The 24,275-nt window shown below is 72.4% G+C and carries 19 protein-coding genes; 8 read left to right on the top strand and 11 right to left on the bottom strand.

The window, feature by feature from the left end; all coding sequences use genetic code 11:
- The first annotated feature begins 176 nt into the window (after positions 1-176).
- The 5 genes from SGA01_RS01515 to SGA01_RS01495 are packed head-to-tail and all read left to right on the top strand — an operon-like array spanning position 177 to position 5,899.
- Positions 177-1,925 (top strand): ABC transporter substrate-binding protein, encoded by a 1,749-nt coding sequence (locus SGA01_RS01515; protein ID WP_141292496.1) that lies wholly within the window; start codon positions 177-179, stop codon positions 1,923-1,925.
- 26 nt (positions 1,926-1,951) lie between these two features.
- The gene (locus SGA01_RS01510; RefSeq protein ID WP_141292495.1) at positions 1,952-2,890 is read left to right on the top strand and encodes an ABC transporter permease; all 939 of its coding nucleotides are present in this window, start codon (positions 1,952-1,954) and stop codon (positions 2,888-2,890) included.
- On the top strand, positions 2,887-3,873 hold the full coding sequence (locus SGA01_RS01505) for an ABC transporter permease (protein ID WP_141292494.1): 987 nt from the start codon (positions 2,887-2,889) through the stop codon (positions 3,871-3,873). The genes SGA01_RS01510 and SGA01_RS01505 overlap by 4 nt, the downstream gene beginning before the upstream one ends.
- Positions 3,873-4,886, top strand: a complete 1,014-nt coding sequence (locus SGA01_RS01500) for an ABC transporter ATP-binding protein (RefSeq protein ID WP_141292493.1) — start codon at positions 3,873-3,875, stop codon at positions 4,884-4,886. The genes SGA01_RS01505 and SGA01_RS01500 overlap by 1 nt, the downstream gene beginning before the upstream one ends.
- A complete protein-coding gene (locus tag SGA01_RS01495) occupies positions 4,883-5,899 on the top strand; it encodes an ABC transporter ATP-binding protein (protein ID WP_141292492.1) in 1,017 nt (338 codons plus the stop codon). Before SGA01_RS01500 ends, SGA01_RS01495 begins: the two co-directional genes overlap by 4 nt.
- 63 nt (positions 5,900-5,962) lie before the next feature.
- Here SGA01_RS01495 and SGA01_RS01490 read toward each other — a convergent pair whose 3' ends face one another.
- The 6 genes from SGA01_RS01490 to SGA01_RS01465 form a co-directional block, all read right to left on the bottom strand.
- Complete coding sequence (locus tag SGA01_RS01490; protein WP_371865958.1) at positions 5,963-6,901, bottom strand: ornithine cyclodeaminase family protein; 939 nt, start codon at positions 6,899-6,901, stop codon at positions 5,963-5,965.
- The gene (locus SGA01_RS01485) at positions 6,898-7,926 is read right to left on the bottom strand and encodes a proline racemase family protein (protein WP_141292491.1); all 1,029 of its coding nucleotides are present in this window, start codon (positions 7,924-7,926) and stop codon (positions 6,898-6,900) included. The genes SGA01_RS01490 and SGA01_RS01485 overlap by 4 nt, the downstream gene beginning before the upstream one ends.
- Positions 7,927-8,036: 110 nt before the next feature.
- Entirely contained in the window at positions 8,037-10,442 is a 2,406-nt protein-coding gene (locus SGA01_RS01480) for a collagenase (protein ID WP_229917696.1), read from the bottom strand.
- Positions 10,443-10,669: 227 nt separating this feature from the next.
- On the bottom strand, positions 10,670-12,913 hold the full coding sequence (locus SGA01_RS01475) for a bifunctional serine/threonine-protein kinase/ABC transporter substrate-binding protein (RefSeq protein ID WP_141292489.1): 2,244 nt from the start codon (positions 12,911-12,913) through the stop codon (positions 10,670-10,672).
- 3 nt (positions 12,914-12,916) lie between these two features.
- A complete protein-coding gene (locus tag SGA01_RS01470) occupies positions 12,917-15,226 on the bottom strand; it encodes a bifunctional serine/threonine-protein kinase/ABC transporter substrate-binding protein (RefSeq protein WP_141292488.1) in 2,310 nt (769 codons plus the stop codon).
- Entirely contained in the window at positions 15,219-16,109 is an 891-nt protein-coding gene (locus tag SGA01_RS01465; protein WP_229917694.1) for a hypothetical protein, read from the bottom strand. Before SGA01_RS01465 ends, SGA01_RS01470 begins: the two co-directional genes overlap by 8 nt.
- A gap of 286 nt (positions 16,110-16,395) precedes the next feature.
- On the opposite strand from SGA01_RS01465, the gene thpR reads away from it, so the two are divergent.
- Entirely contained in the window at positions 16,396-16,995 is a 600-nt protein-coding gene (gene thpR / locus SGA01_RS01460; RefSeq protein WP_141292487.1) for an RNA 2',3'-cyclic phosphodiesterase, read from the top strand.
- Positions 16,996-17,125: 130 nt separating this feature from the next.
- Here thpR and SGA01_RS01455 read toward each other — a convergent pair whose 3' ends face one another.
- Together SGA01_RS01455 and SGA01_RS01450 are read right to left on the bottom strand one after the other, a co-directional pair.
- Positions 17,126-17,737 (bottom strand): DUF7691 family protein, encoded by a 612-nt coding sequence (locus SGA01_RS01455; RefSeq protein ID WP_141292486.1) that lies wholly within the window; start codon positions 17,735-17,737, stop codon positions 17,126-17,128.
- Between the two features lie 53 nt (positions 17,738-17,790).
- Complete coding sequence (locus SGA01_RS01450; RefSeq protein ID WP_141292485.1) at positions 17,791-18,345, bottom strand: hypothetical protein; 555 nt, start codon at positions 18,343-18,345, stop codon at positions 17,791-17,793.
- Between the two features lie 278 nt (positions 18,346-18,623).
- Between SGA01_RS01450 and SGA01_RS01445 the strand changes: the two genes are divergently transcribed.
- The gene (locus tag SGA01_RS01445) at positions 18,624-19,190 is read left to right on the top strand and encodes a GNAT family N-acetyltransferase (protein ID WP_141292484.1); all 567 of its coding nucleotides are present in this window, start codon (positions 18,624-18,626) and stop codon (positions 19,188-19,190) included.
- On the opposite strand, the gene SGA01_RS01440 is transcribed toward SGA01_RS01445, so the two are convergent.
- The gene (locus tag SGA01_RS01440) at positions 19,181-19,948 is read right to left on the bottom strand and encodes an NPP1 family protein (protein WP_229917692.1); all 768 of its coding nucleotides are present in this window, start codon (positions 19,946-19,948) and stop codon (positions 19,181-19,183) included. The two genes, SGA01_RS01445 and SGA01_RS01440, sit on opposite strands and share 10 nt — an antisense overlap.
- A 139-nt stretch (positions 19,949-20,087) precedes the next feature.
- Positions 20,088-20,738: an alpha-ketoglutarate-dependent dioxygenase AlkB family protein gene (locus SGA01_RS01435; RefSeq protein WP_141292482.1), complete on the bottom strand. Its 651-nt coding sequence runs from the start codon at positions 20,736-20,738 to the stop codon at positions 20,088-20,090.
- Between the two features lie 82 nt (positions 20,739-20,820).
- Here SGA01_RS01435 and SGA01_RS42545 point away from each other — a divergent pair, with 82 nt between their 5' ends.
- Complete coding sequence (locus SGA01_RS42545) at positions 20,821-22,965, top strand: HEAT repeat domain-containing protein (RefSeq protein WP_141292481.1); 2,145 nt, start codon at positions 20,821-20,823, stop codon at positions 22,963-22,965.
- 334 nt (positions 22,966-23,299) lie between these two features.
- Here SGA01_RS42545 and SGA01_RS01425 read toward each other — a convergent pair whose 3' ends face one another.
- A complete protein-coding gene (locus SGA01_RS01425; protein WP_218037798.1) occupies positions 23,300-24,220 on the bottom strand; it encodes a DMT family transporter in 921 nt (306 codons plus the stop codon).
- Positions 24,221-24,275 lie beyond the last annotated feature (55 nt).

Genomic DNA, 24,275 nt, shown 5'->3' with positions numbered 1-24,275 from the left:
AGATCTTGCCAAGACCCCGAAACGGAGCATTCCAGTCGCAGGGCGCTCCCCCGAGCACCGCCCGGACACGGATGAGTAACGGACCGCCCGATACCTTGTCAGTGCAATTTCACATTACTATGTTACAGGTCACATTCCAGCCATCGGGCTGTTCGACCGCTCTCTCGGAGTGACCTATGAACAAGCGCACTTACACCCTGGCCACCGCCCTCGTGACGGCCCTCGCCCTCGGTGCGACCGGCTGTACCGACGGCAAGAAGTCCGACGGCACCCGGGACCGCGGCAAGAACCCCGCAATCTCCAACAACGGTGCGGTGGTCGGCGGCACCCCGCAGAAGGGCGGCACGCTGACCATCCTGTCCAACCAGGACTTCACCCACCTCGACCCGGCCCGCAACTGGGTCATGGGCGACATGGACTTCGGCACGCGCCTGCTCTACCGCACCCTCCTCACGTACAAGGCCGAGCCGGGCGCGAAGGGCGGGGAGCTCACCACCGACCTCGCCGAGGACCTCGGCGTCTCCTCCAACGGCGCCAAGACCTGGACCTTCAAGCTCAAGCCGGGGCTGAAGTACGAGGACGGCACCCCGATCACCGCCCAGGACGTCAAGTACAACGTGGAGCGGTCCTTCTCCCCCGACCTGCCCGGCGGCCCCGACTACGCGGCCCGCTACCTCGTCGGCGCCGAGGGCTACAAGGGCCCGGCGCAGGGCAAGCACCTCGACTCCGTGAAGACCCCGGACGACCGCACGATCGTCTTCGAGCTCCGCAAGCCCTTCGCCGAGTTCCCCTACGCGACCGTGCTGCCCACCTTCAGCCCCGTGCCCAAGTCCCAGGACAAGGGCCCGCAGTACGACAACCGGCCCTTCTCCTCCGGCCCGTACAAGATCGAGACGTACGCCCGGGACAAGCAGATCGTCCTCGTGCGCAACACCCACTGGAGCGCCTCGACCGACACCGTCCGCAAGGCCTACCCGGACCGGATCGTCGTCACGATGGGCCTCAAGGCCAACCAGATCGACGACCGCCTCATCGCCTCCACCGGCGGCGACGCCTCCGCCGTCGCCTGGGCCTCGCTCCGCCCCGAGTCCACGCCCAAGGTGCTCACCAAGCCGGATGTCAGGGCGCGTCTCCTCGCCGAGTCGACCAGCTGCACCGAGATGGTCCAGATGCATACCGGCCGCGCGCCGTTCGACGACGTCAAGGTGCGCCAGGCCGTGCAGTACGCCCTCGACCGCGAAGCTCTCGTCACCGCCACCGGCGGCCCCGCGCTCAACGACCCTGCCACCGCGCTCATGCCCGGCCTGCTCTTCCCCGGCGGCAAGCAGCCCGACACCCTGAAGATCCCGCTCACCGGCGACGTCGAGAAGGCCAAGCAGCTGCTGAAGGAGGCGGGCAAGGCCGGCGGCTTCTCCACGAGCGTCACCGTCTCCACCGGCGACAAGGCCGTCGGCGAGGCCATCCAGCAGTCCCTCGGCCGCGCCGGGATCAAGGTCACCATCGAGACCGTCGACCCGTCCGCCTTCTACGACACGATCGGCGACACCAAGAACCGCACGGACCTCGCCTACACCGGCTGGTGCCCGGACTTCCCCTCCGGCTCGACCTTCCTCCCCTTCGTCTTCGACGGCCGCTACATCAAGGAGAAGGGCAACTCCGGCAACCACTCCCTCTTCCGTGACGACGTCACGATGAAGCGCATGGACGAGATCGCCGCGATGACCGACGCCCAGCAGGCGAACAAGGCCTGGCAGGAGCTCGACGCGCAGATCCTCGCCAAGGCCCCGACCGCGCCCGCCCTCGTCGAGCGCAAGCCCCTGCTCATCGGCACCAACGTCGCCGGCGCCTACGGCCACACCTCCTTCGGCGGCCAGATCGACTACGCGACGATCGGCCTCAAGGACCCCGCGAAGAGCACCCGTTGAAGGCCGGAACGACCACGACCACGACCATGACCACCACCACCACCTCCGCCGCCCCGCCCGTCCGGGCGGGCAGCGGGCCCTGGCAGCTCGCCCGAGCGGAGCTGCGCCGCCGCACGTCCGTCAAGCTGTCGCTCGTCGTCGTCGCGTTCTTCGCGCTCCTGACCGTCGCCGCACCGCTGATCGGCTCGCTGGGCGGCTGGGGCCCCGAGGAGTTCGACAAGAGCGCCGTCGATCCGTACCTGGGCGGCCTGCCCATCGGGCCGCTCGGCGGCGTCTCGGCCGAGCACTGGCTCGGCGTCGAACCCGTCACCGGCCGCGACCTGTTCGCCCGGGTCGTGCACGGCGGGCAGGTCTCCCTGCTCATCGCCTTCTCGGCGACGGCGATCGTCGTCGTCGCCGGGACCGCGGCCGGCATCGCCGCGGGCTACTTCGGCGGCCGCACCGACACCGTGCTGTCCCGGCTGATGGACCTCACCATGTCCTTCCCGTCCCTCATCTTCATGATCGCGATGATGTCGGTGGCGCGGGACGTCAACCGGACCCTCCTGATGACCGTCGTCATCGGCCTCTTCGGCTGGCCCGGCATCGCCCGGGTCGTCCGCGGCCAGACCCTGTCGCTCAAGCACCGCGAGTACGTCGACGCCGCCCGCGTCGGCGGCTCCGGCCCCCTGCGGATCCTCGCCCGCGACATCCTGCCGGGCGTCGCCGGGCCGGTCATCGCGTACACCACGCTGATCATCCCCGGGATGATCGCCACCGAGGCGGCCCTCAGCTATCTGGGCGTCGGTGTGCGCCCGCCGACCCCGTCCTGGGGCCAGATGATCGCCGAGAGCGTCGCGTACTACGACACGGACCCCATGTACTTTCTCGTCCCGAGCCTCTGCCTGTTCCTCACCGTGCTCGCGTTCACCCTGCTCGGGGACGCGCTGCGCGACATCCTCGACCCGAGAGGCAGCGGCTCGTGATCCTCTACCTCGGCCGCCGGCTCCTGGGCGTCCTCGGCGTCCTTCTCGCCATCGCCGCCGTCACCTTCACCATCTTCTACGTCCTCCCCTCCGACCCGGCGGCCGCCGCCTGCGGCAAGTCGTGCAGCACCGAGCGCCTGGAGGCGATCCGCGCCAACATGGGCCTCGACGCCCCGCTGTGGCGGCAGTTCGCCGACTTCGTCACCGGCATCTTCACCGGCCGCACGACGGGCACCGGCCAGTACGCCCTGACCTGCGACTTCCCCTGTCTGGGCTACTCGTACGAGAACAGCCAGAGCGTGTGGGACCTGCTCGTGGACCGGCTGCCCGTCTCGGCCTCGCTGGCCCTGGGCGCCGCCGCGATCTGGCTGGTCCTCGGGCTCACCGCGGGCGTCACCGCCGCGCTCCACAAGGACACGCTCATCGACCGGGCCCTGATGGTCGGCGCGGTCGCCGCGGCCTCCCTGCCCGTCTACTTCACCTCGGTGCTGCTGATCTTCGGGCTGATCCGGGTCTCCGGTCTGCTGCCCTACCCGCAGTACGTGGCCTTCGGCGACGATCCGCTGTCCTGGGCCACCAACCTGCTGCTCCCCTGGCTGGCGCTCGCCGTCCTGTACGCCGCGATGTACGCGCGGCAGAGCCGCAGTTCGATGATCGAGAGCATGGCGGAGCCGTACATCCGCACCGCCCGCGCCAAGGGTCTCCCGCGCCGCACGGTCGTCGTCAAGCACGGGCTGCGCGCGGGCATGACCCCGATCCTGACCATCTTCGGCATGGACCTGGGCGGACTCCTCGCGGGTGCCGTGATCACCGAGTCCATCTTCGGACTGCCCGGCATCGGCCGCCTGTTCTACGGCGCCCTCTCCAGCGGGGACCAGCCCGTCATCCTCGGGGTCACCCTGCTCGCCGCCACCTTCATCGTCGTCGCCAACCTGGCCGTCGACCTGCTGTACGCCGTCGTCGACCCGCGAGTGAGGTACTGATGGCCGACCCTGCTCCCCTCCTGTCGGTACGGGACCTCACGGTCACCTTCCCCACGAAGCGCGGCCCGGTCCGGGCCGTCGACTCCCTCGCGTTCGACGTGCGGCCCGGCCGGACCCTCGGCATCGTCGGCGAGTCCGGCTCCGGGAAGTCCGTGACCTCGCTCGCCGTCATGGGCCTGCACACGGGCGCCGAGGTCACCGGCTCCGTCACCCTCGGCGGGCGCGAACTGATCGGCCTGTCCGACCGCGAGCTCAACGGGCTGCGCGGCCGGCGGATGGCCATGATCTTCCAGGATCCGCTGTCCAGCCTGCACCCCTACTACACCGTCGGGGAGCAGATCGCCGAGCACCACCGGGTCCACTTCGGCTCCCGCCGCGCGGCCGCCCGCGAGCGGGCCGTCGAGGCGCTCGGCGAGGTCGGCATCCCCGAACCGCGCCGCCGGGCCGGGGAGTACCCCCACCAGTTCTCGGGCGGCATGCGCCAGCGCGTGATGATCGCGATGGCCCTGTCCTGCGAGCCCGACCTCCTGATCGCCGACGAACCCACCACCGCGCTCGACGTCACCGTCCAGGCCCAGATCCTGGAGCTGATCGCCCGGATCCAGCAGGAACGGGGGCTCGCCGTCGTCATGATCACGCACGATCTGGGCGTGGTCGCGCGCGTGGCCCACGACGTCCTGGTGATGTACGGCGGCCGGGCGGCCGAACACGCCCCGGTGGACTCCCTCTTCGCCTCCCCCGCCCACCCCTACACCCGCGGTCTGCTCGACTCCCTGCCCCGGCTCGACGATGACGACGACGCGCCGCTGCGGGCGATACCGGGCAGCCCGCCGTCCCTGCTCGACCCCGCTCCCGGCTGCGCGTTCGCACCCCGCTGCCCCCGGGCGGCCGCCGGCTCCGAGGAGGAGCGGGCGCGCTGCGCGGGCGAACGCCCGCTGCTCGTCGGCCCGGAGGGGCATCCGGCAGCCTGCCATTTCCCTGCGTTCCCCGCGTACGAAGGCGTCGCCTCATGACCACGACCACCACCGCGACCTCGGGCGCGGCCACGAGCACGACGTCCACGCCCCTGCTCAGCGTGCGGGACCTGACGATGACCTTCCCGGGGCGCCGGTCCCGCTCGGTGCCCGTCCGGGCGGTCGACGGCATCGGCTTCGACGTGGCGGCGGGCGAGACCCTGGGCCTCGTCGGCGAGTCCGGCTGCGGCAAGTCGACCACCGGGCGCATGATCGTGCGGCTCCTGGAGCCGACCGCCGGCTCCGTCTCGTACGACGGACGCGACATCACGCATCTGTCGCAGCGGCAGCTCAAGCCGCTCCGCCGCGACCTCCAGATGGTCTTCCAGGACCCGCACTCCTCCCTCAACCCCCGCCAGACCGTGGCCCGGATCATCTCCGATCCGCTGATGGTGCAGGGGAGTTCGGCGGCCGACGCCCGCAAGCGGGCCGTGGAGCTGATGGATCTGGTCGGGCTCATCCCGGAGCACATCGACCGCTATCCGCACGAGTTCTCCGGCGGGCAGGCGCAGCGCATCGGCATCGCCCGGTCCCTGGCCACGAGCCCGCGGCTCGTCGTCGCCGACGAACCCGTCTCCGCGCTCGACGTCTCCGTCCAAGCGCAGATCGTCAATCTGATGGAACGGCTCCAGCGCGAGCTGGGACTCGCCTACCTCTTCATCGCCCACGACCTCTCGGTCGTCAAGCGGGTCTGCGACCGGGTCGCCGTGATGTACCTCGGCCGGATCGTGGAGATCGGGGTGAAGGAGCGGGTGTACGCGGCCCCCGCGCACCCGTACACGCGGGCGCTGCTCTCCGCCGTACCGCTGCCCGACCCGGCGGCCGAGCGGGCCCGGGAGCGGATCACGCTGCTCGGCGACCCGCCGAGCCCGGCCGCTCCGCCGCCCGGCTGCACCTTCCACCCGCGCTGCCCCAAGGCGCAGGAGATCTGTCGGACGGAGGCACCGCTGCTGCGGATCGCCTCACCCGGCGAGGCGCGCCAGGTCGCCTGCCACTTCCCCGAGGCGGCCTGAGCATGCCGAACGCCCCGGTCCCGCGTGTGCGGGGCCGGGGCGTTCGGCGTGAACCTGCCGTCCTTACGGCGCGGCGAGTGCCGCCTCGTAGAGCGCGCCGGCCACGGCGAGGTCCTCCCAGGCCATGCCGACGCTCTTGAAGAACCGCGGGCGTTCGGTCGTGGGGGTGCGGCGGCCGGTGACCAGGTCCGCGATGCCGGCGACGATGTGGTCCTCCTCGATCGTCCCTTCGGCCGTGGGGACGAGCAGGTCACCGGCCTCGCGCAGGGCGGCGCCGCGCGCCTCGACGTACACCTCGGACCGGGCCACGAGCGTGCTGTCGACCTCCCGGGCGTCCGGTTCGTGCGAGCCGACGGCGACGACGGTGGCGCCGGGGGCGACGAGCGCGCCGTCGAAGAGGGGCTCGCGGGCGGTGGTGCAGCAGACGACGAGGTCGGCCTTGGCCACGTCGTCGGGCGTGCCGGTCCGGGCGAGGACGCCGAGCGTGCGCGCGTACCCGGCGAGGGCCCGGGCGCCGATCTGGTTGCGCCCGACGACGATCGCCTCGGCGACCTGGCGTACGGCGAGGACGGCCTCCAGATGCCCGTACGCCTGGGGGCCGGTACCGAAGAGCACGAGGCGCAGCGGCTTGCCGGTGGGGGTCAGGTGGCGTACGGCGAGGGCGGAGACCGCCGGAGTGCGCAGTTCGGTGAGGGCGGCGCCGTCGAGGAGGGCGAGGGGGCGCAGGTTCGCGCCGTCGAGAAGCAGGTAGGAGCCCGTGATGCGGGGCAGACCCGCGGCGGGGTTGGCGGGGGCCACGCCGGCGATCTTCACTCCGGCGTAGGGGCCGAAGGCGGCGGGCATGAGGAGGAGTTCGCCGGCGGGCACGCGGACGGAGGTGCGGGCCGGTCCTTCCTCGGGGTCGAGTCCGGCGCGCAGGACGTCGGCCAGGACGTCGATCGCCGCGGCCGGGCCCAGCAGGCGGGCCATGGTCGCGGCGTCGATCTGGGTCAGGTGCGTCACAGCAGGAACCCCGTCCCCAGGTCGTCGTCAGGTTCGAGGAGGAAGGTGTGGGTGCCGGTGCGGTAGGCGGTTCCGGTGACCTCGGTGACTCCTCCGGGGAGCAGCCGGCCGGTGAACACGGTGCCCGCGACGGATTCGTGCGTCAGGGTCTCGCCGGGGGCGAGGCGCCCGTCCGCGGCGAGCAGGGCGAGCCGGGCGGAGGTGCCGGATCCGCAGGGCGAGCGGTCGATCTGGCCGTCGGCGAAGACGGTGACGTTCCGCTGGCGCGGACCTTCGCTGGTGGCGGCGTCGGGCAGGTCCTCGTACAGGATGACGCCGTACACGCCGGAGAGGCGCGGGTCGCCCGCGTGCCGGGTGGCCGGGTGGTCGGCGAGGGCCGCGCGGATCTCCTGGCCGGCGCGGACGAGCGCGGGCAGGGCCGCCTTGGTGGTGTCGAGGCCGAGGTCGCGGGCCGCGACGGAGGCGTAACAGGCGCCGGAGTGGGCGAGGTCGACCTCGACGGCTCCGAAGGAGGTCGTGACGTGGACCTTCCGGGCGGTGACGAAGGTCGGGACGTTGCGGAAGGTGACGCCCGTGGTGCGGCCGGCCGTGCGGTGCACGGTCGCGGTGACGCGGCCCGAGGGCACGTCGATGCGGACGGGGACGTCGCCGTCGTCGGGTGCCGGGACGCGGCCGGAGTCGACGGCCCAGGCGCCGAGCGCCATGGTGCCGTGGCCGCACGCCGTGGAGTAGCCGTCCTTGTGCCAGAACAGCACACCGAAGTGGGCGCCGTCGTCGTCGGCCGGGACGACGAAACCGCCGTACATGCCCGCATGTCCGCGGGGTTCCCGGACGAGGAGGCGGCGCACGTCGTCGAGGGGTCCCGGGCGCGGGTCCGTGGCCGTGCCGCCGGCGCCGATCACGGTGGCGCGCCGTTCGGCGACGGTGTCGCCGGGGATCGGTGGCAGGTCCTGGTCGACGATCCTGAAGGGTTCGCCTGCGGCGTGGTAGTCGGTGGTGCGCACGGAGTGCGGGGTGGTGCTCACGAGGTACGGCCTCCGGGAAACGGGTTCGGGGGAACTTGCCGGTGATGCGGAAACGCGGAAGCCGGGCCGGCCTCTCCCCCGTGAGTGAGGCCGGCCCGGACGACGGGGGGTCAGCTGCGCAGGGGGCCCTCACAGCTGAAGCTCGACGTGCCCGCGACCTTGCTGGACCAGATGTCGATCGGTCCGAAGGAGCAGTTCATGTCGGCGAGGTTGTTGGACGCGGTGCCCGCGCGGTCGAGGATGAAGTAGTCGACCGTCTCGGACATGTCCTTGAAGTTCTGGTCCTCGCTGGCCGAGTTGGACAGGTTGGCGGTGATCCGGCCGGTGCAGGTGAACCGGCGCTTGCCCGGGTCGCCGTTCTCGACGCAGTCGGGGGTGTTGTAGGTGGCGGTGGCGAACGCGGACTTCACGTTCGCGAGCGCGGAGTCGCGGAGCTGGTCGTTGGGCGTGTAGGTGGTGTTCGGGACGAACAGCTCGTCGACCTTGGCGATCTGCTTGTCGAGGAAGAGGTTGTACTCGCGCTGGATGTTGGCGTCGGAGCCCATCCGGTTGCGCCACGAGTCGTACGCCTGGACGTCGTTGGCCCGCAGGTGCCGGTACATCTCGCGCAGGAAGCCGGGCCGCTCGGTCCAGAGGTACTCGAAGAAGGTGCCGGCGTAGCTGTAGAAGCGGAAGCCGTCGCCGGCGTAGGTGGCGTTGAGGATCTGGCTCACGCTCATGCGGGGGCCGCCGTTGGCGGTGTCGCTGATGACGCTCTTGACGAGGGACTTGCGGACGGCGATGCCGTTGTCGCGGGTGGCTCCGTCGAAGAACTCGGCCGTGCCCTCGTCCATGAAGGTGGTGCGGTCGTTCTGGTACCACGGGCCCTCGCCGAAGGAGCCGTGCACGGCGTAGCGGCCGTTGAGGTAGTGGACGTACTCGTGGCGGAACAGCTCCTCGAGGGTGAGGGAGGAGTCCTGCGGGACGCGCCGCTGGTAGGTGTAGAAGGTGGCGCCGCGCTCGATGTAGATGCCGCCGTTGTTGGTGTCCATGCCGGTCAGGACGGGGTGGTAGTTCTCGTAGTCCGCGCGGGAGGCGTAGAGGACGATGTTCAGGGTGGTGTTGGTGTCGCCGGTGACCGGCTGCTCGCTGCCGAGGACGCGGTGGAACTGCGCCTTGACGAGCTTGCTGGCGTAGTAGAGCTGGTCGACGGTGGCCCGGTCGAGTCCGGTGCGGACCTTGATGCCGCCGTTGTCGTAGGTGTACGTGTACGGGAAGATCCGCTTCTCGATGTCCTCCTTGCACACGCCGTACGGCTTGCAGGCCTCGTAGAAGTTGAGCCACGAGACGACCTTCGCCCACTGCGGACTGCCGCTGCCGAAGGTGTTCACGACCGTGCCGAAGGTCTCGCCGAGTCCGGCGACGATCTCCGTCTTCAGGACCGCGATCTGGCCGAAGCGGCCGTACTCGCTGAGGGCGTCACGGGCCACCCAGGCGTTGGCGGTGCCCTTCAGGTGTCCGTAGGACGCGAAGGCCTTGAAGGCGGCGCGGTACGAGGGGTCGGCGGCCGCGGCGGCGTGGAAGCCGGCGTCCTGGTTGCCCGGGTAGATGCCGAGGTAGTTGACGGAGAGCGCGGCGAGCGCGGCACCCGCCCAGGCCGGGTCCTGGTTGGTGGCGGTGTGGGACGGGTCCATGGTGGCCAGGACCCGCTTGACCAGGCCGATCTGGTGCTGGCGCAGGCCGGGGCCGCTCGCGGCGTAGAGGGCCTCGCGCAGGGCGGTCGCGTTGCTCTTCGTGACGTCGAAGGTGCGCGGGGCGTTGCCGAAGGCGGTGACGGCCTGGGTGATCGCGTTCACGGTGGGCGCGTCGGTGGTGTCGATCTCGCCGCGCGAGAAGTCGTGGTACACGACGGCGTGCAGGTACGTGAACATCTCCTCCAGGTGCGAGGAGTTCTTGCCGTCGTGGGAGGCGGCCAGGCTCGATATACGGCGGGCGACGGCCTGCACGTGGGCGTCGGACATCACGGGGGTGAGCCGGGCGTCCCACTTCCAGATGAGGCCGTTGAGACAGCCCTCGTTGGTGACCGCGGGGTCGGCGAGGAAGTCGGCGAACCGCTCCGGGGAAAGACCGGTGATCCCGTCGAGCGTGCAGGGCACGCCCGCGGCCGTGGTGCCGGCGTCCGCGGCGGTCGTCCGCGCGGCGGATTCGGTGGCCTTGGCCGTCGACTTGGTGGCGGCCTTGGGGGTGGCGGTGTCGGTGGCCTTGGCCTTTCCGGCGACGCGGCCGGCGGCGAGACCGCCGGGGGCGGGCGCGGGTCCGAAGGTCGTGCCGGGAGCGGTGGCGAGGTGCTCGACCTCGTCGAAGGGGTTGGCCGCGGTCTTGGCCTGCGGCGCCGCCGGACCGGCCACCGGGGACGCCGGTGCGGGCGAGTTCTCCGTGTCCGCCGCGGACACGGCCGACTGGCCGGCGGAGGAGAGGAGGGTGACCGCGATGGCGGAGGCGAGCAGGGACGAGCGCACGCGTCGGTGGAGGGACAACAGAACTCCTGCTGTTGAGGGGGGTAAGTGCGGGGATCGGCAAGCAAGAACAGCTCTGGTTCGCACGGTGTATGACGGCGGTTCATCACCCCGTGTGCGCTGTAACATAGTAATGTGAAATTGCACTGACAACCCCTCCGGCGGCACCAGTTCTCCGGAGACTCCCGAGCCCCTCGGCTATGCCGGTGCAATCACCCTCATACCGGCACCACTCGCCCGCGGATGACTCAGCCGATGTCGTCGAGCCGGGCCATGTACCGGGCCACACCCCGCTGGACCCGGTAGAGGAAGTGGCCCCCGTCGCCGTCGGAGTCGTAGAGCTGGGTGGCGGCCGAGTCGTAGGCCATCCGTCGCGTGATGCCTTGCCAGGGGCGGGCGAGCAGGGCGCCCTTCAGCTCGTCGCGGCCGCCTTCGTCCCCCAGCCGGGTCACCCCTTGGACGGCGAAGCCCACGGCGTCGTACGCCTCGGCCGCCCATGAGGCGGGCGGGGTTCCGTAGCGCGCGCGGTGGGCGACGGCGAAGGCACGGGTGCGCAGGTCGGCGGCGGCGTCGAGGTGGCAGGCGGCCACGTACCAGCCCTCGCCGTCCCTGAGGAAGGGCGCCGCCAGGACGTGCTCCCCGGCCACGCACACACCCCGGTGACCGGCGGCGCGCAGGGCGCGCGCGAGGGCCGCGGCGCGGGCGGGCGTCACGCCCGCGAAGAGCACCGCGGCGGTGGGGTGTTCGGCGATCCGCTCCGCCGCAGCATCGAAGCCGGTACCGGCGGTGACCTCCTCCGTGACGATCGTGCCCACGGTCAGCTTTCCGTGGCTGACGGCCATCCGGAAGGTCGGCAGCCCTCTCCCGCCGTCGCCCAGATCCCGGACCACGACCGTCCGTTCCGCCGCGACGACCCGGTTGAGGTGACGTACTCCGGCGAGCGGCCCGACGGTCTCGGTGGCCCGGAGCATCAGCGCCGTGGTGGTGTTGACGGTGTTGAGGTCCTCCGTGTCGGCGCGCACCACCAGGACGGTGAGCCCCGCGGCTGTGCAGGCGGCGACGGCGGCGGGCACGGTGGTGTTGGTGCCGGCCGCGATCACCGCGTACACACGGGGGTCGGCGGCGAGCGCGGTCACGGCGGCCGCCGCCCCGGCCCCGGTGCCGCCGTCATGGACGGTACGGAGGGTGAGGTCCATGGTCCGGGCAGGATCCCGCCGGTGCCGGTCCACGGCGAGCTGCGCACCTCGTGCCTGGGCGGTGACGAGCGGGTCGGCGGAGGTACCGAGGAGCGCGACCGTGCGCTGGGGCAGGGCGCGCCGCTCCTTTCGCCCGCCGCCGGTGGGGGCGGGGGTACGGCCCCACTCCCACCAGGCGCCCGCACCCCCGACGACGGTGACTCCGAGGGCGGCGCCGGCGGCGAGCAGGCGGCGCCGGGAGGGCGGGATGACGGCCGCCCGCGTGGTCGGCGCGTCGGGGCCGGGGTCGGCACCGGCACCGGCACCGGCACCGGCCGTGGTCCCGCCGGTCTCGTCGACGTCGGCGGTCTGGTCGACGTCTGCAATCCCGTCGAGCTGGCTGGCCCCGCCGGTCCCGCCGTCGATCTGGGTGGGTCGGGGCAGAGGCAGGTCCAGGACGCGGTGCGCGCGTTCGGCGACCAGTGCGGGCAGGCCCTCCGGGAGCCAGCCGTCCTCCGTGAAGCCACCGAACGCCTCCCGCAGTTCACCCATGCACGGCCGGTCCTCGGGGTCCTTCGCCACGCAGGCCCGAACGGTCTCCGCGAGGGGCCCCGACAGGCCGTCGAGGTCGGGTTCCTCGTGGACGGTCCGGTAGAGGACGACGGGGGCCCTGCCGGTGCCGAAGGGATGCCGTCCCGTGGCGGTGTGGGCGAGGACGCAGCCGAGCGAGAACACGTCACCGGGCGGTCCGACCCGCCCTCCCCGGGCCTGTTCCGGGGAGAGGTAGCCGGCCGAGCCGATGACCGAGCCCGTCTCCGTGAGACCCGTCGACCCGACGGCCCGCGCGATCCCGAAGTCGATCAGACGGGGGCCGTCGGCGGCCAGCAGGACGTTGTCGGGCTTGACGTCCCGGTGCACGAGCCCGGCCGTGTGCACGGCGTCCAGGGCCTCGACGAGCGCCGCCGCCAGCGTCCGTACCCGATCGGCCAGCCACGGCCCGCGGACGGCGACGGCCTCGGAGAGCGGCAGCCCGGGGACGTATGCGGTGGCCAACCAGGGTTCGCGCGCGTCGGCGTCGGCGGCGAGCACCGGCACCGTCCACCGGGAGGTGATGCGCGCGGCCAGTTCGGCCTCGCGGCGGAACCTGGCCCGGAAGCCCGGGTCCGCCGCGTACTCCGCGCGGATCACCTTCACCGCCGCCCAGCCTCCGAGCGGGGTCCTGGCCAGGTAGACCACGCCCATGCCGCCCGCCCCGAGCCGGGCGACGAGGCGATGGCCGCCGACCGAGGACGGGTCGGCGGCGCGCAGGCGGTCCACGGCTCACGTACCGCGCGGGGAGACCGGCCCGAGCTGTCTGAACGCCGCGTCGCGCACCTCGTACGCGTACAGCGCGGTCAGGGCGACCCGGACCTGGTGGTAGTCGCCGAAGGCGTACGTCCGGTCGAGGCCCTCGAACGTCGCCTTCGGCATCCGCCCGGCCAGCGCTCCGCGGGCCGGACGCGTGTCCGCCCCCGGCTTCGCCGGGACGGTGGCGGCGAACTCGGTGAGCAGGAGCCGTGCGCTGTCGTACGCCTCCGTGGCGAACGGCTCGGGCGCCGTGCCGTACCTCGCGCGCCAAGCCGTCGTGAAGGCACGGGCCCTGGCGTCCGTGAGGACGGCCGGGTCGACGGCCGAGGAGACCACGTACCACCCGGAGCCCGCGGCGCCCGCCAGGCGGGGGAAGTCGCTCCCGTACAGCTGGGCGGACATCCAGCGCGGACCGCGGTAGCCGGTGGCCGCGAGCGTCCGGGCGGCTCGCGCGGTGCGGTCGGGCGGACCCATGTACGCGAACGCGTCGATGCCTTCGCGGACCAGGGACCGTACGGCGGCTTCCGCGTCGCCCGGCGCGGAGGCCGCGATCACCCGGGGGGCCGTCGGCTGTTTGAGAGTGTTGCGCCACTGGGCGGCGAGCGAGCCGCCCTGCTCCACGACGGCGGTGTCGCCGGACCTGTCGAGCACGATGCCGAGGCGGCCCGTCGCCGTCGCTCCCCTGGCTGCCGCGAGCGTGAACGCGTGCAGCGCGGCCCCGCTGCCGAGGGCGACGTGCGAGTACATCGTCTGGAACGAGGACTTCCGGGAGGTGACGTAGAAGTCGCTGAGACCGGTGGTGGCCGAGGCGTGGGTGAGCGAGGCCCCGTCGTACAGCGGTGCGGCGAGCCGCATCGCGATTTCGGTGACGGGGCCGAGGACGGCGACCACGGACCGGTCGGCGACGAAGTCGGAGGCCACGCGGACGGCCCCGTCCTGGTCTCCGCCGTCGTCCAGGACCTTCACCTCCAGGTCGCGTCGCTGCGCGTCCGCGTTGTGCCCGGCCACCGCGAGGTGCGCGGCACGCTCACAGGCGCGGCCGAGCCGGGCGGCGTCGCCCGTGCGCGTGGTGTGGACGCCGATGACGTACACCGGGCGGAGCGGGGCGGGCGGGGGCACGGCGGCGGGGTCGTTCCCGTCCCGCGAGGCCCACAGGGCGATACCGGTGCCGCCGCCCGCGGCGAGGAGAAGGGCGCCGGCGGCGGCCAGGAAGCGACGGCGGGGAGGGGAGGCCGCGTCCTTGACGCTGTCGCTGTCGGCATCAGGCTCGGCGGCCTCGTCGTCGAGCGCGCCGTCACGCTCGACGACGAGCTCCTCCTCCGGGGACGCGCCGCCCCGTCCCGCCACGGGCCTGTCGACCGCCGTCGGTGCCACCTCGGGCAGCGCGAGCCCCTCGGCGCCGCGTCGGGCGACGGTTCTGGCGACCGCGTCCGGCAGCCAGTGGTCGGCCGTCCCCGCGTCCTGCGGCGCGTCCCGCTCGATGCCCTCACCGAACAGGGCGATCAGCTCGGAGGTGCCGGGGCGCTCGTACGGGTCCTTGTCGAGGAACGGGGCGATCCGTTCCCGTATCCCGTCCGGTACGCCGGAGAGATCGGGCTCGTCGTGGACGGTCCGGTACAGCAGGGCGTCGGCCGTGCCCGTACCGAACGGGGGCCGGCCGCTCGCCGCGTACGCGAGGACGCAGCCGAGCGCGAACACGTCGCCGGCGTCGGCGGAGCCGTCGCCCGTCGCCTGCTCGGGCGCGAGAAAGCCCGGCGTGCCGATGACGAGTCCGGTGGCGGTGAGCCCGGTGCCCCGGATCGACCGGGCGATCCCGAAGTCGATCAGACGCGGCCCGTCGAGGGCGAGGAGGATGTTGCCCGGTTTGACGTCCCGGTGGACGAATCCGGCGGTGTGCACGGCATACAGCGCGTCGGCGAGGCGCGCGCCGAGCACCCGTACGGTGCGCGGCGGCAGCGGACCGTGCGCGGTGACCGCCTCGGCGAGCGAGGGGCCCGGCACGTACACGGTGGCGAGCCAGGGTGTGGGGGCGTCGGCGTCGGCGTCCATCAGGCCCGCCACCCAGGGGCTGTCGACCCGGCTCGCCAGCTCGATCTCCCGGGTGAATCGCGCCCGGAACCCGGGATCGTCGGCGTCTGCGCCCCGGATCGCCTTCACCGCGGCCGGGGCGCCGTCCTCGGAACGTCCGAGGTAGACCACGCCCATGCCGCCCGCGCCGAGGCGGCGCAGGAGGCGGTAGCCGCCGAGCCGGGACGGGTCGGACGGCAGCAGGGGTTCACTCATCGCCGGCCCCCTTGTCGTCGAGCTGCTTGCCGCGCTGCGCGCCGCGGCGGTCGATGTCCGCGCCGACGAGGCCGATGCCGGAGGCGACACCGGTGGTGGTCTCGGCCTCCTCGGCCTCGGTCTCGCCTCCGCCGGATCGGGCGGTGACCGAGAGGGTGATCGGTCCGAGCCGGTACTTGTACCAGGAGAAGCCGTTCCACACGCCGTTCCCCGACGTGTACTCCCCGGTCTCGTTCAGGTCGTCGTCGGAGATCGCCGCCCGCATTCCGCCGTGGCTGTCGCCCCGCGACCACAGTTTCCGGATCCGCTCGGTCGTGCTGAGCCGCTGCTCGGGGCAGCGCATCGAGGTCTCCAGGGAGACCGCCATGTCCCGGTCGGCGGCGGTGACGGACTCGTGCACGGTCACGGTCACCTTCACCCGCGCCGCCTCCTTGCCGCCCGCGCCCGGCTTCACGAACTCCCGGGTCAGGCTGGCCCGTACGTGCGGGGGCAGCGGCTCGCGGCGCCAGAGACAGTCCCTGCCGAGGACGGACCACCGCGTGGGATCACCTTCGTACGGATCGGCCCTGCGGAAGCCGGCCCCGAAGCCGTCCGCCGTGATCGTGACCGACCGGACGAAGGCGAGGGCCTCGGTCTTGGAGGAGGGCAGCGCCTTCTCGGGAAAGGTGTACTGGTCGTCTCGCGCGGCCGTGGCGGTCGAGGAGGGCTTCGGAGCCGGTCCCGCCGGCTCGCCGGCGCCGCTTCCCGTCGTACTCGGACTCGTCGTCGCGCCTGGCCGGACGGGGGCTTCCGCCCCACCGCCCGAGCACCCGGTCACCGCCACCAGCGCGGCGGCTCCCGCCGCCCGTAACGCGACGCGACGGCGTCTGTGCGTCGTCGCCATGTTCCCGCCCGTCGACACGTGTCCCCCCGACAACTCGAACGCGATGCACGAACCCTAGGGGTCACATGGTCACCCCTGACTCCAACTCATGCAATATTGTTGAACGTTAGGACGGAAAAACAATCTCGGCGACATCGAGACTCGCCCCGGACTCGCCCCCCAGGCTCGACCATCGCGCTCGACCGTCGAGTACGGACACGGAACCCCCGAACGCCCCCGCCGTCACTCGCGCCCCGGAGACCACATAGCCTCGTGCGACGACGGGAACACGAGCGGGGATCGGAAGATGACTGAGCCAGCGGGTGGGGACACCCACGCCGAGTCCGCGACCGTGCGCGTGTTCATCGCCCTCGCTCCGCCCGACGAGGCGAAGGACGAGCTGGCGCACGCGCTGGGGCCCGCCTACGACACGTACCCCCGCATGCGGTGGAACCGCATCGAGGACTGGCACATCACGCTGGCGTTCCTCGGTGAGCTCCCGGTCGCGGCCGTGCCGCTCCTGCGCCCCCCGCTCGCGCGGCTCGCGGCGACCCGGCGGCCCCTGGAGCTGGGGCTGGTGGGCGGCGGGCACTTCGACGAGCGGGTGCTGTGGAGCGGGATCGACGGAGACGTCGAGGGACTGCAGGAGCTCGCCGCCGAGGTGCGGACCGTGGTGCGGGAGTGCGGCATCACGTTCCAGGAGCGCCCCCTGCGCCCCCATCTGACACTGGCCCGGGCGCGCCGCGACGATCCGGCGAGTGTGGTGGAGGTCGCCGCCCAGCTGGCCGGCTTCACCGGCCGCAGATGGCGGACGGAACGCCTCCACCTCGTCGGGAGCAACTTCGGCCGCGGCCCTGCGCCGATCCGATACCGCGACATCGAGGCCTGGCCGTTCGACGCACCCTGAAACCGGGGCGGGGCGAGCTTCGTCGCTTGAGGGGACGGCCCGATGAGCACGGTCGCGGAGCTGCTCATGGCTGCTCATGGGCGTCGTACGAGACGGCGGGGACGAACGCGCCGGCGGCCCGGCACACGTCCTACGAAACGAAGCCCACGACGCCGAACCCGGGGCGCGACTCCACGTGACGGAGCCAGCCCATGACGTCCATGACGGCGTCGACGACCTCGGGCTCCAGCGGCGGCGCGTGGCCTGCCTGCTTGGTCTCCTCGAACTGGGCCAGGGCCTCCAGGCACTGCTTGTGCGTCCACTCGCCGCAGCGCGGCAGGTCGGAGGACGGGACGCCCGCGGGGAAGCCGCTGGAGTAGCCGAACTCCGCCACCGAGACGGCGGTGATCCGCAGGGCGCGCAGCCCCTCGTCGACCATTTCGAGCCAGTCGCCCCGGAACGGGCTGAAGCAGGAGTTGTCCAGGAAGGATCCGGTCAGCGAGCAGAGGCGCTTGTAGGCGTAGCCGTACTGGAAGGCGTACTGACGGTCCTCGGGAAACGGCCCGCCGTACACGACCGTCCGCAGCGCCTCGTACGCGGTGGGGGCGCCGTCCTCGATCTCGGAGGAGAACCAACTGTCGTCGGACGCCAGGTCGTCACCGAAACTGTCGCGGACGACCTGGAGCAACTGGTCGTCGCGCGACCCGACGAAGGCGCGCGCGGCCGTGGGGTCGATCAGGTACACGCTCAGGGATGAACTCATGTGATCACGTTAGCCACCGGCACTGACAACGCGATCACGGGTGGCGCGGCGCTTCACGCTCGCCGCAGTGTGGCCTCCTTGCCCCACTCCGACCCTTCGAGGAACAGGGTCACCCCCTTGAGCCTGAAATCGATCTGCGCCTCGGCTCGGCAGGTCTCCTTGGGGTCCTCGGTGATGACCTCGTGCACGACCAGCTTCTCCGACATGACAGCCAGCAGGGTCAGTTCGCCCTTGCACGACGCCAAGGGCCATTCGATCGTGCCGACCACCTGGCCCTCCTTCCCCGCCCACAGGTTCACAATGATCAGCTCCTCGTCATTGCTGGTGGAGCCGCGCCACTTCCCTGCCCAGCCTTCGGGGGTACGGCCACTGAGGGCCGGGGAGACGGGCGTCGCGGACGAGGAAGCATCCGCTTCGGGTGTCGTCGTCGGCGCCTTCGGTTCAGCGGGCCGGGTGGTACCTCCGGAAGGTGCGCCGTCACCTGTCCCGGCCGCAGCCGAATCGCCGGGGCGCCGCCCGTCCGACCTCGCCCCGTCGACCACGGGAAACAACCAGGCCAACAGTCCGACGATGATGCCGAGAGCCGTGACACCCAGACTCGCGAACACCGGCCATGGCGGCCTCGATGCAGCCACTCGCGCCTCCCCCGCTCCCAGCACTTCCGCGACCGGATCAATGGTGACTCATGCCCGGATCACCCGCCAGGGAACCCGCCACGGTTCGGCATGCGGCGGGCGAGCTGCTCGGAGAGCGCCGGAGCCGGTTCGAGGCCCCGACGCCGGCCGAGCTGGAGCTGTTGGATCCACCCCTGTCCTAGGCGGCGATCGGTGGCCGGCCACCGCGGAATCCGCGTGCTGCTGGGGTCGGGCTCGGGCAGGATGGCGTGATGGAGCAGCCTCTCGTCGTACCCGAGCTTGCCGCCGGTGGTGGTTTCGCCCTGCGGGCCTGGCGCCTTTCGGACGTTCCGCTTGTCCGTGAGGCGGCGGACGACGACTACATCCCGCTGACCACCACGGTCCCCAGCCCCTGGTCCGAGTCGGCTGCCCACGCGTTCGTCGAGCGGCAGTGGGGGCGGGCCGCATCGGGGGCCGGGTATCCGTTCGTCATCGTGGACCCCGACGGGCGTCCCGTCGGAACCGTGGGGCTGTGGCTGAGGGAGCTCGCGCTGGGGCGCGCCACGCTCGGCTACTGGGTCGTCGGGTCGGCGCGGGGGCGCGGCGCCGCCGGGATCGCCGTGCGGGCCGTCGCCGCCTGGGCGCTGAAGGACCTGCGGATCCCGCGGCTCGAGCTGTACGTCGAGCCGTGGAACACGGCCTCCGTACGAACCGCCGAGCGCGCGGGGTTCCAGCGTGAAGGGCTGCTGCGGGGTTGGCAGGAAGTCGGCTCCGAGCGCCGGGACATGTACATGTACGCCTTGCTCGACGGCGACCCCGTGCCCCGCGCTCAGGCGTAGGGGTCGAAGGGGATGCCCGACGGTTTCGCCTTCGCCAGGTGGGCGGCGAAGTTGCCGTCCTTGAGACCGAAGACCGCGCTGCCGAAGTTCGCCTGGGTGAGCTTGTCGCGGAGCCCCGCGGGGTAGCCGTTCCAGCCGACCAGGCTCGGGAACTGCCAGGTGTGCTGGTGGTTCTCGGGCGGCTCGTCGTTCGAGTTCGCCGGGCGGAAGCAGTGGGTGCTGATGCCGTCCTTGTGGTAGACGATCTTGGGGTGGGTGCCGTCCCAGCGGATCCGGTCGCGGCCGTACACCGAGAAGCCTCCGTGGGCGGAGGTGGAGACGTACTGCGCCTGGTTGTTCTGCACCCACACCACCACGTGCTCCCAGTCGTGGCGGTGTCCCCCGAGGCCGCTGCCGGCGACGGCCTGGTCCTTCTCGAAGTACAGACCGTAGATGATGGCGCACCAGCCGTTGTTGCACTTGTACCGCGCGTACCCGTTGGTGTTGGCGAGGTCCCATGAGTCGCGGCACTGGCCGTTGAGGGCGCCGGAGGGGTTGAGTCCGCCGTTGATCGTCCCGTCGGCGCCGATGGCCGGCGTGGGGTAGCAGCCGTCCGTGTCGTAGTCGTACGCCGGCTGGAACGTCTGCTCCAGACCGTCCGCGTTGGCGGGCAGGGCCGGCGGCGGGGCGGCGAGCGCGCTGCCCGCCAGGGCGACCAGCAGCGCGAGCGAACTACCGAGGGTGAGTGCTCCCTTGACGAGGTGGCGCTTGATCCTCACTCCGACTCCCTGACCTGGACTGGGCGGCGCGTGCGGCGCGCGCGATGGCGCGATTGGCATGCCCATTCCAAGCAGCGGGGAATCATGCGCGACCGAAGGGGATCAGTCGGGACGGTGGGGACGGTGGGGGCGGCGACCTTCAGGCGACGCCTCGCGGGCGGAACTGGACGCTGATGCGGGGTCCGACGGCGCGTGTCGTCTTCGGGACGGCGTGCTCCCAGGTGCGCTGGCACGAGCCGCCCATCACCACGAGGTCACCGTGCCCCAGCGGGAGGCGCAGCTCGACCGGCCCCCCGCCGCGCGGCCGGAACGCGAGATCACGAGGATCCCCCAGGGAGAGGATGGCGACCATCGTGTCCTGCGTGGCGGAGCGGCCGCTCCGGTCGCCGTGCCAGGCGACGCTGTCACGTCCGTCGCGGTAGAGGCAGAGCCCGGCCGTGACGAACGGTTCTCCGAGCTCGGGCGCGTAGTGACTGTTGAGGGCCTCGCGCGCCTCCAGGAGCGCGGGGTGCGGGAGGGGGACGTCCTCGCGGTAGTACGCCAGGAGGCGCGGCACGGCGACGACCCGGTCGTACATCTCGCGCTCCTCGGCCTGCCACGGCACGGAGCCGGCCAGCTCCTCGAAGAGCGCGTCGGCGCCGTGGAACCAGCCGGGCAGGTGGTCCACCCACGCACCACCACCGCCGAGCGCGATCCGCCTCAGGCCACCCAGCGGGCCCGGCCCACTGTCGGCCCCCTGGTCGAACAGGGAGCCCTGGAGGCCGGGGACATCGGATCGTGGCGCCGTCATGGGTCCAGCATAGACCCGTTATCGAATGTGTGTGCGAATGCGGTCAGGCCGCCTGTCAGTGGCGTGCTCCAGACTGGTGATCATGTTCACGGGGATCGACGACGTCGACTGGGCGTCCATGGGTCATGCGTACGGCAACGCCTCCGACGTGCCCGAGCTCCTGCAGGGGCTCGCCTCGGTCGACGCGGCCGAGCGGGAGATCGCGCTCGACGGGATGTACGGCGCGGTGCACCACCAGGGGGACGTGTACGACAGCACGGTGGCCTGCGTCCCCTTTCTCTTCGAGCTGGTCGCGACGGCCGGGCTGCCGGGGCGGGGCGAGATCGTCGAGCTGCTCCGCAGCATCGACGGCGACGGCCGCGACCCCGAGGAGATGGACTTCTGGTCCGACGACGAGGACGAGTACGCCGCCTGGGCGGAGCTCCTCGCGCGGGCCGAGTCGGACACCCGTGCGCGCAGCGGAGTGCTCCTCGACGTCCTCGCGGATCCCGACGCTCGGCTGCGGCGGGCGGTGCCGGGTGCGCTGGTGCAGTTGCACGGCGATCCGGAGGAAGTACTGACGGTGCTGCGGCGGCGGCTCGCCGTGGAGCGGGACGGGGGCACCCTGCGGGCCCTGGCCGCGGCTGTGGGAGAACTGGGCGTCCGGTACGAGGAGTTCGCGGACGCGTCGGGTGCCGTTCTGGCCGCCCTGCTCAACCACGGGGACGGGCCGGACAACCCCGGGCTGCGGTTGTCGGCTCTCGTGCAGCTCGCCCGCTGCTCGCCGTCCGGACCGCTTCCGGAGCGGGCCGTCGGGATCGCCCTCGATGCCATGCGGGAGGCCCGGGAGGGGGCGGAGGAGGACGTCGAGCGGGATGTCGAGGAGGGCGCCGAGGGAGGTGCCGGGAAGGGGGCCGAGGGTGACGGCGTCAGGTCCGGGACTCCGACGCTGATCTCCTACCTTCGTCAGCTCAGGGCATCCCGGCGCGGCTCGGTGAAGGCCCCCTGGGCCACGGAGCTTCTCGGGGAGCTGCACCGCGCCCTGGACGACCGGGTCGCCGAGCGCTTCTCGCTCCTGGAGGACCAGTTGCGCAGTCCCGACTGGGGGCAGAGGCGCGAGGCGATCGACATGGGCGGCCTGCTCCTCACCGGCTGGCGCGGCCCTCACGAGGAGTCCGTGCGGCTCCTGGGCGAGCAGCTCCGGGAGGCGGACCACCGCATCGTCCGGTGGGCTGCCGGAGAGCTGGAGGGGTTGTACGCGATCGGGGGCCCGGCGGTGGAGGCCCTGGCCGCGCGGGTGGCGGGGGGACCCGAGTTCCTCCCGCAGGCCCGGTGGCGCGAGACGTCCTACGGGGCGGCTCTGTGCGCGCTCGCCGCGCAGGGGGACGCTCGGGCCGTCCCCGCGCTCGGCGACGTGCTGCGGTTCGGGGAGGTGCCCGAGGACCTCGGCGACTGGATCGGCAGGATGGCCCCGGCGGCGGCCGCCGCGCTCGCGCCCGTGCTGCTCGGGAGGCTGTCCCGGATCGTCCCCGGGAAGCAGCCCCGCCGTACGGAACACCTGTTGAAGGCCGCGGCCGCTACCGGTGTCGCCGAGGCGGTCGGGCCCGCCCTGCGGATCCTGCGGGCACCCGCTGACGTGGCCCGCCCCGTGCTCCGCGACGCCGTGCGCGCACTCGCCGAGCTCGGCGAGCCGGCACGGGAGGCCCTGCCGGAGCTGCGGCGACTGGCCCGGGAGGGCGAGACGCACCTCCGTGTCCACGCGGCTGCGGCGCTCTGGTCGGCAGGGGGCGAGACGGAGGCCGTCCTGCCCGTCCTGTCCCTGGGGCTCACCGCGGACCACTGGTCGGGGCGGATCGACGCCCTGCGGGTGATCGCCCGCATGGGGCCCGAGGCCGCGGGCCTGCTGCCCGAGCTGCGCGGGCTCGTCGCGTCACCCGAGGAGAACGGCGGCTGGGTCGCGGGCGCCCTCGCCACGGCCCTGTGGGAGGCGGGCCGCGACGAGGAGGAGTCCCTGCCCGTACTGCTGCGCGCCTGGTCCGCGCATGTCGACAACCGGCCGGACGTGGCGGGCGTCTGGGCGCAGATGGGTACCGCGGCACGGTCCGCCGTACCGGTCGTCCGCAAGGAGCTCCTCGCCGCCCGCCGCCACGACAACACGGGCGGCACCGGCAGGATCCGCTACCGCTGCGCCGACGACGAACTGCTGCTCGGCCACGGGCGCGCGCTCCTGGAGGCCTGCCACGACTGAGGCGACGTGAACTCCGGTCGACGCGTTGTCGCCTGGCACCACGGACGACGGCGCGCGCAGCCTGCGCGCGTGCAGCGAGACAGACCGCGAGGTCGCCGGACACGGACGACGGGCGGCGGTCGGGCCAGGTTCGGGTGGCGGCCGACATCGTGTTGGTGCACGGGGACTGCTTCTCCTTCGCGACGCGGTCCGCAGCGCGGGCCGCGGTGCAACAGCTCGACGTGAGCGGCGACTCGAACCCCGTGCGGATCGCGGCGGGCCTGGTGGCGTGCGAGGCGGTCGTCAAGGACCCGTCCTCCTGCCGGACCAGGCCACAGGATTGGCCAAAGAGCGATCACTTGGTTCGCGGGGCCAGAGGATCGGGGAGGCCAGGACGAGTCCGACGCGGTCCTCTTGCCAGAGGAACTTGCAGCGGCTTCTTGCGGCGCGTCATGCCCACACCCACCAACACGACCACCATGCCCGCCGCCGCGCGCGGGCTGAAGGGTTCGTCCAGCACCACGAATCCCAGGACCAGCGACACCACGGGCAGCAGATAGCCGACGGTCGCGGCGTTGGTGGCGCCCTCGTCGGCGATGATCCGGTAGGTGAGGTGGAACGTGATCCCCGTGGCGAAGATCCCCAGGACCACGACCGCGATCAGGCCCGCCGGGGGGATGTGAGCCGGGGGCCGGCCGTCGAACGGCAGGCTCAGCCCGGTCAGGACGGTCGCTGCGACGAGCTGGGCGGAGGAGAGGGACAGCGTCGCGTGGCCCCGCCCCACAAGGTGCCGGCCCATGTACGCGAAGCCGACCGCGTAGCTCGCCGCCGCCGCGACGATGGCCAGGGCGCCCCAGCCGACCTGTCCCGTGCCCTGCCACGGGGCGAAGATCACCACCACGCCGGCGAAGCCGAGCAGCAGGCCGCCTGCGCGGACGGGGCGGAGACCGCGCTCCGTACCGAGGGCGAGGCCGAGCAGCAGGGACCAGAGCGGGGTCGTCGCGTTCAGCACTCCGGCCAGTCCCGAGCCGACGGTCCGCTGGCCGAGGCTGAACAGCGCGAACGGCAGGGCGTTGCACCAGAAGGCCGCCACGAACACATGGCCCCAGACGGCGCGACCGCGCGGGAGGCGCCGCCCTGTCGCCAGGCACAGGACGAGCAGGGTGCCCGCGCCGAGGAGGCAGCGGGCCACGGTGACCTGGAGCGGGGACAGGGCACGCAGGGCCAGCTCGATCCAGAGGAAGGTCGACCCCCACAACAGGGCGAGCACGCCCATCCGGGCCCCGGCCCGTACTCCGCTCTCGGCACTCTTCACTCTCGGTCTCCCCTTC

The organism is Streptomyces gardneri (assembly GCF_006539185.1).
Lineage (GTDB): Bacteria > Actinomycetota > Actinomycetes > Streptomycetales > Streptomycetaceae > Streptomyces > Streptomyces gardneri.
Note: the sequence above shows the minus strand (reverse complement) of the source record. Positions and strands in the feature narration are given on the sequence as shown.